Raw genomic sequence first — 16,022 nt, forward strand, 5'->3', positions numbered from 1 at the left:
ATGCTAAGCGGCGCGACACACACGCGGCAACCCGCGGAGCGCGATCCTCGACCGCTTCGCCGAGGCGCCACCACCACGACTGTCAGGTGATCACCGGCGCGGCGGGCGTCCACCACACGGCCATCGCCACGCGTGCGACCAGCAGCACCAGTGCTGCGATCCACAGCGCGCGTGGCAGCGAACGCGTGGATCCGTTCCGCGAGCGGGTCGACTCACGTGCTTCCGTAGGACAACTCCTTTCGATTGACGAGCACGATCGCGATCGTGAGACAGATCGCAACCGTCGAGCACCACGCGACGGCGTCCTGCAGAGGCCACGTGCCGCCGCTGAACGGGCCGGACCACGAGAGGCACGGGCTCAGAAAATTTCCGAGCTCCTCCGCAGCCCGAGCGAGCCACTTCCAGCCCCGGGACCCTCCGAATCCACCGACGATTCCTCCCACGATGCCGACCATCGCCCACACCGCCAGGTCACCGAGTCCTTTGACCGCGGCCGAGAACATCAGCAACACCGCGGAGATCCCGAAGACTCGAAAAGGAGCCTCGAGGAGCGCCCGCATCACGGACTTCCATTCGAGCGCGCCACCACTGAGCGACACCACCCCTGCCAGCGACAGCACGAACACGATGGCGAGCGCGGACGCCGGAAGCGCCACTCCGAGCCACCGCCCGATCACGTACTCCCAGCGCTTCACGGGCCGCGCGAACACCAGCTGCAACACACCGCTCGAAACCTCCTGGCCGATCACTCCTGCGGTGAGGATGAATCCGAACAGCATGACCTCGCTGGAGACTTGAAACTGATGCGAAAGGAGTGCTCCGAGATGCCACGGCAGGAATGTGAATGCCAGCAGCACCAGTCGGAACGGGCTCGTGAAGCGCTGGCGCGCGGTGGCGAGAGCGATCGTGAGAGTCATGTCGTGGTCGCCGCGGCCGAAAACAACCGCTCGAGCCGGCTCTCTTCGGCACTCGCCTCGACGACCGGCCAGCCGGCGGCGATGAGAGCACCGAGCAGCGCGGTCGCCGCTGCGTCGTCTTTCACCTGAAAGCGGGCATCGGGCGCACTCCAGGACACCAGGGTCGAGCCGAGTCGCTCTCCGATTCCCGCCAGCTCCGCGTCGGTCGGCTGCCGCCCACTGACCGAGAACCGCACCCTCACGCGGCGCGCGAGTTCGGCCCCGGCGCGGATCACTTCGAGCGCCTCGACCCGACCGCCGCGCACGAACACGATGCGATCGCACAGGCGCTCGACCTCGTCGAGCTGGTGCGAATTGATGACCAGCGTCGCGCCCGAGCGCCGCAACTCCTCCAGAATTCCGCGGATCACCACGATTCCGGACGGATCGACGCCCGAGATCGGCTCGTCGAGGAACACGAATTGCGGCCGGCCGAGCAGCGCCTGCGCGACTCCGATGCGCTGCAGCATGCCGCGCGAATAGGAACCGATCGCCCGTTCGCGCGCGGCCGGGTCGAGCCCCACACGATCGAGCAGCGCCGCACAGTCTGCCCGACGGCTCGCGGCCGGCAGGCCGCCGAGCGCATGGTGATAGCGCAGAAACGTGCTCCCGCTCATCCAGCGATCCATCACGAGGCGCTCGGGCAGGTAACCGGTGCGGGCGCGAACCGACAGCTCGTCGGGTTCGCGCCCGTCCACCGTGACCCGGCCCTGATCGGGCCGCAGGAATCCGAGCAGGCAGCCCAGCATCGTCGTCTTGCCCGCGCCATTCGGCCCAATGATGCCGATCGCCTCGCCGGCAGAGACTTCGAAAGAAACATCCTGCAACGCGTGCACGGTCGAGCCGACGCCGAACAGACCACGACGAAATGCCTTCGAGACGTGCTCGACCACGATGGCGGCCATGCGCGCAGCCTAGGGCAGCGCGCGCGCCACCACCAGTTTGCGTGACTCCCGAATGCCGTTCGCCTCCATCCGCACGAAGTAGAGCCCGCTCGGGGCCGATCGCCCGGACTCGTCGCGGCCGTCCCACGTCAGGCGGTGCCGGCCGGCCGGCCGGCGGCCAATCGCCAGTGACCGAACTCGCGCACCGCGCATGTCGAAGATCTCGAGACGCACTTCGTCCTCGCGTGCCAGATCGAACGCCACCGACGCTCCGTGTCGCGCCGGGTTCGGATACGGTGCGGCGAGCGTGGTTCGCGACGGCGCCGACTCCGTCACCGCCACCGCGGGATTCGGCGTGAACCGAAGTACGTAGCTGCCGCCCGCGATGACCTGTGAGGCTTTGGCCTTCCAGACCGCGAGGCAGTAGGGACCGGCGCTCGGCACCTGCACGACGATGTGCTCGTTCTGCCCCGGCGGCGCACTCCAGGCGGAGCCATCGACCAGCGCCACTGACTTTGACTGGAATGCATTCGCGGCGTCGTTCTGATGGAGCGTGAGCCCCCAGTCGATCCCGCCGCCGCCGTCGAGCAGTTCCACCAGGTAGGTGCCGGCCTGCAGCGTGAACTCGTGCAGATCGAGCAAGTGCCCGGGTGCCAGCGTGAATGGGCCGACGTTGCCGCTCGGCAGCGCGAGGCGGAACTTCGAGTTCACGACCTCGGCGGTGTAGGACTCGGTGCCCGCCACCTGCAGCACCCCGGCGTCGAACGCGCGGAAACCGGTGTGCCTGAAATGCGCGAGCACGTAGTCGGACTGACCGCTGCCCCACGCGGAGATCACGCGGTTGGCCGCGAAGCCGGCCTTGACGCCGGGCAGGATCTCGTGGAACCGGACGTCCACGTCACTCTGATCGCCCGGCATGACCGCGACCGCGCCCCAGAATCCGTCGAGCCCGGCGGCGGCGAAGACCGGAGTACGAAGGCCATCGCAGTTGTACCAGAGCGGTTCGATCGTGGTGATGTCTTCGAACGCCCCGGTGCGATCGGGCGGCGCGCCGCGCGTGACCGCGGTCCCGAGCGTGAGCGCCAGCGGCGACCACACCCATTGCTCGCCCCAGTGATTGTTCGACTCGAGCAGTTCCTCGAACGCATCGGGCGCGTCGTGTCGCATCGACATCGTGTGTCGCCCGCCACGCACCGTGCGGGCGGTGCCCGAGTTGAAGGTGCGACTCTCCTGGTCGAGGAAGTCACCCCACGACAGCGACCATGCATGCACGCCGTCCAGATCGACGTGGGTCATCATGCCGGACGCCGCCACACCGTCGCTCTGGTTGATCGCGCCATAGTTGACCCACGTCGCCGCGGCATTACCGGTGAGCGAGATCGGCATTGGCACCGCTCCTGGAGCACCGTCGTTCGCGGGACGCGGCACCAGAGGCGCATACCAGTTCGCCGCCTGGAAGGGCGTGAAGTCGGGAGGCGTCGGGCCGATTTCCACCACGACGGTGTCGGGAGTCATGCCGGGAAAGTCTTCGGGATTCCGGTAGATCGCGAGCCCGCGGTAGCCGGCGGTGTAGAGACCGAGTACGAACTGCGCCTCTCCGTTTTCGTCGGTGCTCGTCATGCCGTCCGAGTCGAGCAAGTCGCCGCGCACGAAGTCCGAGTCGTACCAGCGCGCGCGAATCGGCCCGCGCGACGGATCGTGACGCATCTTGATGGTGACCGATCCAACATCGAGTGCCGCGACGTTGAACTCGAGCAGAATCAAGCCGGCCTGATCGGCGATCGGCAGCGCCAGCGAATCCCCGAACGGGAAGGTCTGCCCCATCACCATCTGCGCGCGATAGTCGCTGGTGCCGTGGTTGATGTTGATCACCCCGACGTCCCACGAGCCGAGTCCGGAGGTGCGGCGATTGACCAGCACCGCGTCCAGACGGCCCGCGAGCTGCGTCGACCAGCCGAGGTTCGCGTCGTAGCCGCTCTGCACGCCGGTGAGCGGGCTGTGAAGCCGGACGTCGTAATCGTCGGCCGCACCGAGCGCGCGAAGCGTCACGGCGGTCCAGGGGACGGCGGTGAAGAAGCGCAGCCCGTCGCAGTTGTAGTAGGTCGCGGGACCGGGGCCGATCGCGTCCCACCCCGCGGTGCGATCCGGCGGAGCGCTGCGCACCACGCTGCTTCCGTTCGCCAGCGAAGTGGGTTGCCAGATCCACTGCTCGGCCCATCGGTTGTCGGTTTCCTCGGACTCGGCGATCTCCTCGTTCGCGTCGAAGCCGACTTCGAAGGTGTGGCGGCCGGGTCGCACCAGCACGGGCCCGCGATTGAGGTGCGTGAACGTTCCGCCGGCACCGATGATGCCCAGCGCCGTCGGAGGCGATGCGACACCGTCGATGAACGGGCGGCTGGAGCTAGCGCGCGGGCACGGCAGTTCTCCGGTGTTCTGACCCGGCGCGTTCCAGTAGGTGTCGAACACATCGCCGACCAGGAACACCGGATCCGGGCAACTGTTCACAGCCGCGTCGGGATCCGTGCGCGGCACCACGACCGATCCCCACCCGGCCTGCACCCGAAACGCGAGGTTCGGGCCTTCGGGCGTCTGGATCGTCAGCGGGCCATACGCGGCGTAACTCGCGGACCACTTCCCGGAGCGGTCGCGCGTGCGCAGGTTGAAGTACCAGCTGCCGGGCCCGAGCGTCTGGGTGCTGAATGAGGTCACGTCGCCCAGATCCTCGTTCGCGTCGGGGAGCAGGGGGCTTCCCGACAGCAGATAGCTGTAGCCACTCACGCCGGAGGCGTCGTCGGTCGCTCGCGTCCAGATGTAGTCGATGGTGGCATCGGTCGACTCGACCAGCAGCGCGTGGCTGCTCGAACCGAGATTCGTGACCACCGCCGGATTGGAGAGGTCAATCTCGAATCCGATGTCTTTCGCTGTCTCCCACAGGTTTTCGACGTGTTGGGGAAAGCGCATCTTGAAGCTCGACAGGAACAGGGACGGCGAATCGCACAGGTCGAGATCAGCGACCTGGAGAATCTCGTCGGGGCCGAGCGACAACCGGTCCTGCCATACATTGGCCGCGTCGTTGTCGTCCTGGGTCGAATCCTCGATGTCGCGCAGCAGCGCGGCGAGGAACCCCTCGGTCTCGTCGGGCGGCTGAGGCGCGGCGGCTTCATCGCAGACCCCGAGATTCTCGTATTGGCGGATCTGCACATCCGGCTGGCCGTAGTCGGGCCCCAGCGATCGGGCGATCCGGCTGCCGAACCAGTCGGGAAAGCCCTCCGTCCACGCGATGCCCTGGGTCTCGTGACACCAGCTGCAGTGACCGCATTCGCCGTCGTCGCAGAGTCCATTGCAGTAGTCGGGAACTACGTCCGCGCCAAAGTTCTCGATCCAGTGGTGACCGTACTCGTGGCAGATCGTCGACTCGCGAAACTCGTCCCCGGGGCTGATGTGCATTTCCTCGAAGGCGTCCACGTAGTAGGACGCGTCCTCCGAGTCGCCCTCGGGCCACTGCACTTCGATGCGCGACGGGTTGTAGCCGCGCTGGTTCGCCCACCGCCACGCGCGCGTCACGGTCGTCAGCAGGTGCAGCGCCCCGTGCTCGCTCTCGTCGGAAGGCGTCTGGTTGCCAAAGCTCAGGAGCACACCGGCGTAGTCGTCGACTGTGCCGGATTGCCACGAGTAGTCGGTCTCGAACACGCCCGCGGTCTGGACCTTGGTCTTCGCGTTCTCGGTCTCGTAGTAGATGAGCAGGTCGGGCTGGGCATCGGAGAACGGTCCAGGATCCCAGTGGATCGTGAACGAGAAATTCCCCATCGCGTCGGTCTCGGTCTCCGCAAGGAACTCGTCGTACAAGTCGTCCTCGTCGTAGAGCACCACTCGCACCAGATCGGCGCCCATGGCGTCGGCACCGGTCCCGTCCGCACGCGTGCGCTGATAGATGATGCGGCCCGTGACCGTGATGTTCCGCGCCAGAGCACTGGGCCCCTCCCGCGGCATCTGCGCATCCGCCGCGAGCGCGGCCGCGTTGCTTGCAAGCAGGCGTTCCCGGGAGCGCAGCTTCTCGCTGCGCGGGCGGGCCTGCAGCACTTCGGGTGAGGCCGTAGCTCCGCCGTACTCCGTGACTCGCGAGACGCCGGTGGCGCGCGCATGCGCGAGCCCGCGCCCGGAGAGGTCGATCGCGCGCCTTGTCGGACGCCCGTCCACTTGATAGCGCAGCGTCAGCGGCCCGGCCGCCGGGTCGGGCGTCGCCTCCAGGCGAACCACTCGAGGTTTCGCGGGCTCGAGTTCGAACGACCCGTGTGTCTCCTCAAGTCGGATCGCCCAGCCCGGTCCGTCGAGTGCGAGTCCGGACACCGTCGCGCGCGCGGCGGACGAGAACTCGAGCGTGAGCGTGGTGGCCTTCCCTTCCGCCAGCTGCGGCGGCTCGCCGAGCGCGCGGACGCGCACGGGATCGTGAAGGGTCCGCGCCTGGGCGGAGCCGAACGGGAGCACGAGGACCAGAAACGTGACGCACAGGATGCGACGCATGGCGTTCCTCCTCCTTTTGCGTTAGCGCGCGCTCCGGCTCGACTGGGAGTCGAGGACCGGTGCGGCGAAGGGTGAGGAAGCGGCGGACTTCGCGGCATTGGAGGATTCGAGCAGCGTGCGGATCGCCGCCTCGATCGCGCGAGCGGCCTCCTCGCGGCCGGCACGTCGCGCCCACGTGGCCTGTAGACCCAGCAGCGCGACTTCGGTCCCGCTCTTCACGCGTTCGATCTCGCGCTGCAGCGCGAGCGCGGTCGCCGCATCGGGGGCTGCTTCACGCCGTGCGCCGAGGGCCTCGAGCGTGAAGCGCTCCTGATCGAGCACGGCCTGAACTTCGAGTGCGCGTGCCGTACGCGGCCGGGGCTTCGGAGTGGCCATGGCGTCACGTTCGACGGTGGCCGGAGCGGTGGCGCGCGGCGGCGATTGAGACTCCGCGCCTGCGAGATCGCCGAGCGACATGACAGCGGCCGCGATGACCAGGGACGAGAACAGTACTCGAGCGCGATGCGCCGGGGTGGAGCCCACGCAATTCGGGATGTGGCGAGAACGCGACATGAAGAACCTCCAGAGATGCGCGCCGGGCCGGCGCGCGGGGATCGCACATGGGAAGGGAGACGCGACCTGGCTCACGGCAGCACGACGACGCGTCCGGTCCGAGTCACCGGAGCGCCACTACCCGCGAGGCGCAATCGGTACTGGAGCACCTGGCCGCGACCGGGCCCCGCCCACTCGAACAGGCCGCTCGCTCCCGCTGCGACATCGCGCGACTCGCGGTGCATCCGGCGACCGCCAAGATCGAACACCTCGAGCTCGAGTCGACCCGGCGATTCGGACTCGAATCGAATCGCGACCGCACTCGTGGGATTCAGGCGCGGCGCGGCCCACAGTCCCGACCGCGAGGTGACCGCGGACTCGACGCCGACGTTGCTGACTACCTGATCCGCCCCACGGTCGGTGTGCTGTGTCGGCGCTCCCGTCGGGCGCGGTTGGCGCTCCCAGTCGTCCGGGATTGCGGCATCGGTCAGCCCGTAGTCGCTGGTGTGATCGTGCAGCTCGCCATCGGACAGGAGGCGATAGAAGTCGCGATTCGCGTTCGGATTCCAGCCGGCGAGCACGTCCCAGTCGAACTTGACGAAGGAGTCGTCGACGCGATCGCGGCTGATGCGCTTGAACGTCGCCCCGCCGAGTCCGGAAATGTCGAGGTCGCCGTCGATCGTTTCGACATTGCCGGCCGCCGCGAACGCCACGTTGTGGCTGGACTGCACCGTAACGACGTTCCCCACCGCACTGTGAAAGGCGACCGGCTCGATCGCCGCGTCCCGATGATTCATCACCAGATTGTTTCGCAGCACCAGCAGTTCGCCCGGAATGTGGGCGGAGATTTCAACGCCGTACTGGCTGTGGTCCGCGATGTCGTTGTTGTAGAGCTTGAGCGAGTTCGAATCGTCACCGAGGCTCGCGGTGATGCCGTAGTCGAAATTGCCGAATCGGTGCGAGAACACCATGCAATTGCGGATGACCACGTTGATCGGATAGCGGATCACGATGTTTCCCCACGGCCCCGCACTCCCGACCGAAGTCCAGATCGAGCCGATCCGGCAGCGTTCGATCAGAACGTCCGTGCAGCCGTCGAGGAACATCAGGTCGTTGTCGTTGGTGCTGAAGCGCACGATGTCGAGGTCCTGGAAACGGACATTGGTGGCGCCCTGGACGTCGAAGATGCGCTCGCTGCCGTTCTGGGAAGCGATGAAGGCGCGGTTCATTCCGGGGACCGGGCGAATCACCAGCCTGTGATTCTCGTGGAAGGCGTTCGTGATCGTCACCACCGCGGAAGTGAACAGGGGCGCACCACCGACGTGGATCTCGTTCTGGGCATCTGCGCTCGCGGCCGCCGCGCCCACCGCCGATTGAAGCGAGGGGTACTGGGCGCTCGGTACCACGTAGGTGCCGGCCGCAGCCGGGTTCGCGCCGCAGAGCACGAACGCGCCAAGCAGCGCGAACTCGAAACGCCTGCGGCGCGCGCAGGTGACGGCACGGGAGCCACGCGCGGCATGCGAGCCACGCAGCGTGTGCAGCATGATGGACCTCCCCTGGAACGTGACTGGATCGGAGCGAGGGAATCGCGTGTCAGGTTGGAGACACGATCCCCGGGCTCGTCACACGGTCAGGGCAGGGGAAGCGGGATGGGTCGCGAGTCGGCGATTTCACGGCCGCTCGAGAACGCGACCACGACCACATAACGGGCGCCGGCGAGCGAGTCGGAGCGTGCCCGGGTCACATCGAAGCTCGCAGAGGTGTCGGAGCCGGCCGGCAGCGTTGCGACAGGCACGAGGCCGACGTCGAGGGCGCGCAGCCGGTACTCGTCCGCGCCCGAAACGGAGCGCCAGTCGAGCGTAAGGGTCCCATTGGGCGCCACCCTCGCAGAGATCAGAGTGACTTCCCCGGCGGAAGTCCCGTCCACGCCGCGCAGGACTTCCGGTTCGGATCGGAACACTGGAAGGCGGCCTCCGAGCACGATCAGCGCGGCCACGATGAGAACCGCCACCGTAGCGAGAACCGGCTGAGACATCCCGAGCCAGCGGGTCCAGGCGGGACGCGAGGTGGTGGAGCGCTCGCGGTGCGGCGCCCGTGGCGAGAGCTGCGCGTGAATCACATCGCGCAGGTGCGCGCGAGCCGCCGCCGGGTCGGCCCCGACGGGAAGCGGGCGCTCCGCGAGGAACTCCTCGTAAGTTTCGAGCCGCGCCTGACAGCGCGCACAGGCCGCCACGTGAACGCGGCGCGGGTCGTCGACGGGCAGCGACTCGAGCAGGCCGAGGTCCTCGGTTTCGACGCAATTCCGGGTCACGCTTCGACTCCCTCCGCCCCACGCCCGCGAGCAAGTGCGGCTCTCAGTTTTCGGCGCGCGGTCTGGAGCAGGCCGCGCGCTCCCGAAGCGCTGGAGAGTCCCAATCGTCGCGAGATCTCATCCACGGGAAGTCCCTCTTCGCAACGCAACAGCAGGGCTCTGCGTTCCTCGGGGGTCAGTACTTCGTCCACCAGCTGGAGCACGTGAATGCGTTCCTGGTCACGTTCGAATGTCTCCTCCACCGATGCGCTCGGCTCGGGGAGAACATCGGGATCGAGCGACTCGTCTCGAACCAGACTCGGGCGCCGCAGCGCCCGCAGGCATCGGTGACGGACGATCGCGAACAGCCACGACGAGAATCGCGCTTCAGCCCGAAACCCCGGCAGCGCACGGCACGCGAGCAGCATGGAATCCTGCGCCAGGTCGAGCGCCCGCTCGTGATCCCTCACCATCCGAAAGCACCAGCCATAGACCCGATCCCCATAGCGCGCGAACAACTCCTCGGCAGCGGCGCGGCCGCGAAGTCCGTGTGAGTCCTCCTGGTAGGTGAGCACCAGTTGCTCGTCGGTCGCATGACCCCCTCCGCGTTCGTTCATGAGATTGGAGACATCGGACCGGACTGCGTCACATGCGCCATCCGGGTTTGTCGGCGCCGGTAGCCAAGGATCGCGAGAACGATCGCGATGACCAACCCGATCACAACCGCGAAGGTGGGTGGATCGAGCGGCTTCCGATGCAGTTCGGCCTGGACCGTCGGCTCCCCGACCACGACGAATCCGGCCCAGAAGAACGGGTGGGCGGTCCGGCGATCGCGCTTGAGGTCGAGCTGCGCTCCGCGCAGGGCCTTCGCCACGGTCTCGCCGGCGGCGAGGCGCCGGTAGAACCCGCGCATCAGCGACTCGGTGGCGCGATCCTCGACCTTCCACAGCGACGCGACGACCGCCGGCACGCCAGCGCTCAGGAACGCCGTCGCAAGCCCCTGCACTCCTTCACCCGAGAGCACTCGACCACGCCCCGATTCACACGCCGAGAGCACCGCGAGCCGCGCCGGCAGTCGCAGACGCGCGACCTCGGTCGCGCGCAGCCATCGCGTGCGATCCTCGGAACCGGCGGGATCCACCAGCAGTCCCGACAGCCACGGCCGCTCGTCATCGAGCCGGGCATGCGTCGCGACGTGAAGGATCTGGCACTGGGCGAGCGCGATTCCCAGGCTCGAGTCGGTCGCGGAAGCGCCGGGCGACCGGGACGCGACCCCTACGAAGGTCCGGCGCAGCCATCGCACTTCCGAGGCCGCGCCACTCATCGGTCTATCGGATCCCCCCGATGCCGGAGTCAGAGCGAGCAGCGCGCTCCGCCCTCGGGGGCTCGAATGCCGGACCGCCGGATCTCGCAGCAGCGCCAGGACGCCGGCCGATGGGATCGCGACCACCTCGCGCGCGGCGAGCAGCGGCCCGGTTCCCCAACCCGGATCGAGGGTCCCGAGCGGCAACAGGTTCAGCTCCCCGTCCGGGGCGAACAGCACGCAACGAGACGCTCGAAGCAGATCGTCGAATGGCGTCAGCCAGAATCGGCCGAGCTGGGCGGCGCTCGAGTCGAGCCCGGTCAGGTCGCCGACTCCCGCGCGCGCCGGCCGCGCCGAGATCAGTCGGTGCCAGGCCCGCAATCGCGCGCCGATCCCCAGACGCGTGCCCGGAAGCCGCACCACGCGCGCGGAGTCCCTGGTGATGGCGAACACCAGCGTGGTCTCGGGCGTGACGAAGGTCTCGAGCAGGAGTTCGCCCGGTCGCAGAACCCGCTGCTGTATCTGATCGAGCGTGGTCTCCTCGAACGGCTCCGCCTGCGGCGCAGGGCCACGCATGCGCTCCCGCAGGGTGCGAGCCTTGTAGCGCTGAAGATCGTTGAAGGCGGCCGCCACCCGGCGGTCGGCGGGCACCTCGACCGGCCAATCCAGCCGCAGCGGGATGAGACTCGCGAACAGCCGACGCCGCTTGGCACCCTCCTGTTCGCGCCATTCGGGATCGCGCGAGACGCCACGCGCCTCGGCCCACAACGAAGCGGCAAACTCGAGCAGTGCGATCGCGCTGTCGGGTTCCTGCACCGCGATGTATGCGATTCCGAGTGCCGTGAGCGCTTCCATGCGGGTGCGCCACCGCCCGAACCGAGCGGTCCCTGCGATCGAGGATCGCAACAGCCGCATGCCGGCGACCGCGTCCCCATTCTGGACCCGCAAGTTGCCTTCGACGTAGTCGAGCGCCGGCACGACCCCAGGTGAGGCCCGGTGACCGAATCGCCGACGGGCGTCGCTCAGCAACGCGATCGCCTCGGTGCCGCGGCCGGCATCCGCGAGGGCGAACGCGAGCCCGGTCAACACGTCGATCTCAGAGTTGAAATCCAGCGTGCCGTTCAACGCGAGCGCCTGCCGCTGGAGCGCGATCGCCTCCTCGACTCGGCCCTCCTGACGGCGAATCCCGGCCAGCTCCGACAGCGCGTTGGCTCGGACCTCGAGGAAGCCGCGTTCCGCGCTTTCCTGAATCACCGATTCGAGGCGTGTCGCTCCCTCGCGGAAGCGCCCGAGATCCGCGTCGCAGAGCGCGATGTTCACGGCCGCGGTGAGCGCGTCGCGGCGCCCGACCTGAGCGCGACGGATCTCGAAAGCGCGGCGGAACCCCTGCTCGGCGGCCGCCGGGTCGCCCTGCAGCCACTCGAGCGAGGCCAGATTGTTCCACGCATCACCGAGCGCTCCCGAATCGCCCGCCGCTGCGGCCAGCTCCGCCACTTCCTGCCAGCACCTTCGCTGCGCGGCCACATCCCCCGTGGCGCCGAGCGCGCGCCCGAGCGCGGTGAGCGTCCAGCGAGTCCAGAATCCGTCGCCAAGCGAGCGGAAGATCTCGAGCGCGCGCAGCTGGCGAGGAAGCGCGTCGCGCCCGCGCCCCTCGTGCATCGAGTAGAACGCGAGCCCGAGCTGCGCGAAGCCCTCGTGCCGCCGATCGCGCTTCGCGACCGCCATCGGGAGCAGACGCGCCCAGACATCGCGCATCTCGAGGACGCGGCCCTGTTCACTCAGCGAGGCGGCGAGCCAGCGCAGTGACGCCATGCGACGGAGCGTATCGGTCGGCGCGGCGACCGCGAGGGCGGCACGTGCGGCGGCCTCGGCCTCGCGCATCCGTCCGTTGAAGAAGTAGGCGACCGAGCGGGCCGAGAGGATTCGGGCTTCGAGCGAGCGGTCCTGTCGGCGTACCGCCGCGACGCGCAGCGAGTCGAGCAGGTCGAGCGCGGCCGCGGAGCGCCCCGCGAGCGACAGGAAGTCCGCACGCGCGAACACGGCGGAGTCGGCGGCCGACAACGACGGACTGGACGGCTGCGCGCGCACGGTGCCGGCGAGGAGGAGCACGGCGACCAGCGCGATCACGCCGCGTGCGCCCCACGCGCGAGTCGCTCGGTCCGGTTCGGCGGAGATCGGCTGCACGGGTGGTCAAGATAGGACCACGGACTCGGGCGCGCTACCGAAAGCGTGGTCGAGCGCTTCGAGTCGCGCCGCAGCGGTCCGGCGCGGTCAGCGGCGTTCGGGCAGCGGGCTCGGCTCGAACAGAGCGACTTCGCGCACCGCGAACTTGTTCACCAGCATCACGCCGTCGGCGGTGGCGAACGGGAAGAAGTCGTCGCTCTCGTTCAGGAAGTCGGAGACGCGGTTGTATCCGTCGGGCAGCTCCATCTGAATCACGCCCTCGAGCCGTTCTCCGCTGCACATGCGGACGTGTACCCGCTCCTGGTGCGTCACCCGAAACGTAGCGGGGCCGATGAGCTTGAGATCCACGCCAGGTCGCGGGGCGACCCACTCGAGATCGTGGCGCGAGACCAGCATGATCGCGTCGCCCTGAACCGGCTCGAGCGGAACCACCCGATCGGGCGCGTTCAGACGCTCGAGGATGGTCTCGGGCCCCGAATGAACAGGGGCAGACGGAGCGAGGCAGATCACCGCGTCGAGCGGGGGCTCGTTCGCGCGCGATACCCGCACCGGGACGCGGATCTTGGAAACGAAGTCGGGCATGGTTGCATGGACTATCGGCATCGGAGTGCCCCGGAATGAGCGCGGAATCGGGGCTGCAGAGCTTGGCTCCCGCCGCCGATAACGTCGGCGGGTACTCGTGGCCCGTGGCCGCCGCGCCCGATCGCCCATCGACCCTCGCGAGGACCGACCACGCCCATGGCACGCATCGACGCGATCCTGAAACTCGTGAAGGAGCACGGCGCCTCCGATCTTCACCTCACCACCGGCTCGCCGCCGATGGTGCGCGTGAACGGCGCGATCACCCCCGTGCCCTACGAGCAGATCTCGCGCGAAGTGGCCGAGCTGCTGTTGTTCGAGATCATGGATCCTCAGGTCCGGGCGGTCTATGACCGCAACAAGGACGTCGACTTCTCCTACGAGGTTCCGGGCGTGCTGCGGGTGCGCTGCAACATCTACGAGCAGAGTCGCGGCATCGGCGGCGCGTTCCGAATCCTGCCGAATCAGATCCTCACCTTCGATCAGCTCGGAGTGCCGGGTCACGTCTCGCGGCTCACGGAGTTCCGTCGCGGGCTGGTGCTGGTGACCGGCCCGCCGGGTACCGGCAAGTCGAGCACGCTGGCGGCGATGGTGGATCACATCAACCGCACGCAGGCGAAGCACATCCTGACGATCGAGGATCCGATCGAGTTCCGCCACGTGAACCACAAGTCGCTGGTCACTCAGCGCGAAATCGGCCGCAACACCCCGAGCTTCTCGCAGGCCCTGCGCGCCGCGTTGCGCGAGGATCCGGACGTCATCCTGGTCGGCGAGATGCGCGACCCCGAGACCATGCAGCTGGCGATCACGGCGGCTTCGACCGGACAGCTGGTGCTCGCCACACTGCACACCATGAGCGCCTCTCAGACCGTGGATCGCATCATCGATTCATTCGAGGGCGAGAAGCAGGCACAGGTTCGACTGATGCTGTCCGAGTCGCTCAAGGGAGTGCTCGCCCAGCGGCTGCTGCGGCGCAAGGACGGCCGCGGTCGCGCACTCGCGCTCGAGACGCTGGTTTCGAACAGCGCAGTCGCTTCGCTGATCCGCGAACGCAAGACCTTCCAGCTCCCGTCGGTGATCCAGACAGGCAAGAAGGAAGGCATGGTGTCCCTCGACGAGGCGGTGCTCACGCTGATGCGCGACGGCCTGGTCGATGCGGACGAGGCCTCCATCCATCTGTCGAGCCGCGATCTGCTGCCGGTCGGAGAGCGCCCGGCCGCACCGAATCCCGCGCCGGCCGCGCGCGCCGGAAACGTTTCGGTGCGCCAGGCCCCCCAGAGCTAGGCGCCGCTCACCATGGCCGCCCGCATCCCCGCGACCTTCGGCGGCACGCTCGGCTTGCTGAGTCTGTTCGACGTCTCGCAGATGCTGATGCTGAACCGTGCGACCGGCTGCGTCGACATCAAGAGCGACGGCATGAACGGCGCGCTGTGGTTCGACGAAGGGCGACTCGTCAATGCGCTCGACGACGCGCGCGGCGAGGGCGAGAACGCGGCCTATCGTGTGTTCTCGTGGCGCACCGGGACGTTCGAGTTCCGCTCCGAACCCTCGAACGGTTCGGTGGTGATCGAGGGCAGCACCGACGCGATCATGCTCGAGTCCGCGCGGCGCATGGACGAGTCCGCGCTCGCCGCCGGCGAGGAAGGGCACGAGACCGAGCGGTTGCGCGAACGCCAGAGCGCAGTCGAGGCGCTGCGCGAGGAGTTCGGTCGCGTAGCGAGAGAGATGGGCACCACCGGCGAAGTGCCTCCCACCGCGTTCTCGGCCACACGCCTCTATCGGCTCGCGCGTCCCTCCGACCGTCTGCTATTCGAGGTCGGCCGCTCGCCGCGCGTTCGAGAGGGCGAGAGCTGGAGCGAGACCGGCGAGCCGCCGATCTCGGCGATCGACTACGAATCGCTGCGCGCCGGACTGTTCGCGGTCTCGACCCCGATCGACGCCGATGCCGGGCCGCTCGCACCACGCAAGATCGAACTGGCCAATGGCGTGACGCTGAACTTCGAGTTCCTGATCGATGCCGGGCGAGAGATGCTGTGGGTGCGCCCGATCGAGTGTCCGCCGCCCGATCTCGAGAAGCTCGGCGATCCGGCCGCGTACGAGCGCTCGCTGTCGCTCGATTGCGGGCTGGTACTCGCCTGCGCGCGTGATGCGGACGCGGCCGAGGGTCTGCTCCATGCGTGGGTCGCGGCGCAGGACCGCAAGTTTCCGACGGTGACGCTGGTGGCGGAGGCACTCGCAGTTTATCGCCACGAGCGGGCGCGCGGGGTGGTCGTGAGCGCCGCAGCTCGACGGCTCGCCGCGTGGACTCCGACGCTCGATCCCGAAGTCGTGGTGCTGGGTCGCGGAGTCGCGTGGGAGTCGCTGCACCCGCTGCCGCTCGATCGGGTGCGCCGCTGGGCGGGAGCAGCCGTCGGGACCGATCCCGCGGACGCCGCGTGTCATTGGATGGCCTCGGCCTACGCGGCCAATCCGTCGTCGCATGCCTGGTTCGGCGCGCGGCCGGTGGTGCTTCTCGCGGCACCCGACGGCCGCGAACCCCTGCGAGCGTGGGCACTCACCGACGCGCAGCGCACCTTGCTGACCGATGGCGATGCGCGCGGCCTCGCTGCGGCGCTCGAGAGCACCGCGGTGCCCGCCGCGAGCGTACGCCGCGCCGCCTGACGAGCGCGTGACATTCGCCGGCCGGACGGGCGGCGCGAATGACTCCTGGTCCGATTCGCGGGTGGTTCGCATCTGAACGCGTCCAGCGAACCGTCGCGCCCCTCCCCCTCGAC

General features: G+C 68.5%; 11 protein-coding genes. 2 read left to right on the top strand and 9 right to left on the bottom strand.

Features of this window, described 5'->3' with window-relative positions; genetic code table 11:
* Positions 1-212: 212 nt before the first annotated feature.
* The 9 genes from HOP12_05020 to HOP12_05060 all read right to left on the bottom strand — a co-directional run bounded on the left by HOP12_05020 (position 213) and on the right by HOP12_05060 (position 13,251).
* The gene (locus tag HOP12_05020; protein NOT33517.1) at positions 213-917 is read right to left on the bottom strand and encodes a hypothetical protein; all 705 of its coding nucleotides are present in this window, start codon (positions 915-917) and stop codon (positions 213-215) included.
* Positions 914-1,861 (bottom strand): ABC transporter ATP-binding protein, encoded by a 948-nt coding sequence (locus HOP12_05025; GenBank protein ID NOT33518.1) that lies wholly within the window; start codon positions 1,859-1,861, stop codon positions 914-916. Before HOP12_05025 ends, HOP12_05020 begins: the two co-directional genes overlap by 4 nt.
* 9 nt (positions 1,862-1,870) lie before the next feature.
* Entirely contained in the window at positions 1,871-6,361 is a 4,491-nt protein-coding gene (locus HOP12_05030) for a T9SS type A sorting domain-containing protein (GenBank protein NOT33519.1), read from the bottom strand.
* 21 nt (positions 6,362-6,382) lie between these two features.
* Positions 6,383-6,913, bottom strand: coding sequence for a hypothetical protein (locus HOP12_05035; GenBank protein NOT33520.1), 531 nt, complete (start codon positions 6,911-6,913; stop codon positions 6,383-6,385).
* Positions 6,914-6,984: 71 nt separating this feature from the next.
* On the bottom strand, positions 6,985-8,436 hold the full coding sequence (locus HOP12_05040; protein ID NOT33521.1) for a right-handed parallel beta-helix repeat-containing protein: 1,452 nt from the start codon (positions 8,434-8,436) through the stop codon (positions 6,985-6,987).
* An 86-nt stretch (positions 8,437-8,522) separates the two neighbouring features.
* Positions 8,523-9,203: a hypothetical protein gene (locus HOP12_05045; GenBank protein NOT33522.1), complete on the bottom strand. Its 681-nt coding sequence runs from the start codon at positions 9,201-9,203 to the stop codon at positions 8,523-8,525.
* Positions 9,200-9,799 (bottom strand): sigma-70 family RNA polymerase sigma factor, encoded by a 600-nt coding sequence (locus tag HOP12_05050; protein ID NOT33523.1) that lies wholly within the window; start codon positions 9,797-9,799, stop codon positions 9,200-9,202. Before HOP12_05050 ends, HOP12_05045 begins: the two co-directional genes overlap by 4 nt.
* The gene (locus HOP12_05055; protein ID NOT33524.1) at positions 9,796-12,612 is read right to left on the bottom strand and encodes a CHAT domain-containing protein; all 2,817 of its coding nucleotides are present in this window, start codon (positions 12,610-12,612) and stop codon (positions 9,796-9,798) included. Before HOP12_05055 ends, HOP12_05050 begins: the two co-directional genes overlap by 4 nt.
* Before the next feature lie 144 nt (positions 12,613-12,756).
* Positions 12,757-13,251, bottom strand: coding sequence for a hypothetical protein (locus HOP12_05060; protein ID NOT33525.1), 495 nt, complete (start codon positions 13,249-13,251; stop codon positions 12,757-12,759).
* Positions 13,252-13,407: 156 nt separating this feature from the next.
* Here HOP12_05060 and HOP12_05065 point away from each other — a divergent pair, with 156 nt between their 5' ends.
* Together HOP12_05065 and HOP12_05070 are read left to right on the top strand one after the other, a co-directional pair.
* Positions 13,408-14,532, top strand: a complete 1,125-nt coding sequence (locus HOP12_05065) for a type IV pilus twitching motility protein PilT (GenBank protein NOT33526.1) — start codon at positions 13,408-13,410, stop codon at positions 14,530-14,532.
* Between the two features lie 12 nt (positions 14,533-14,544).
* Positions 14,545-15,909 (top strand): DUF4388 domain-containing protein, encoded by a 1,365-nt coding sequence (locus HOP12_05070; protein NOT33527.1) that lies wholly within the window; start codon positions 14,545-14,547, stop codon positions 15,907-15,909.
* The last annotated feature ends 113 nt before the right edge of the window (positions 15,910-16,022 follow it).

It is taken from the genome of Candidatus Eisenbacteria bacterium (genome assembly GCA_013140805.1).
Classification (GTDB): Bacteria; Eisenbacteria; RBG-16-71-46; order RBG-16-71-46; family RBG-16-71-46; genus JABFRW01.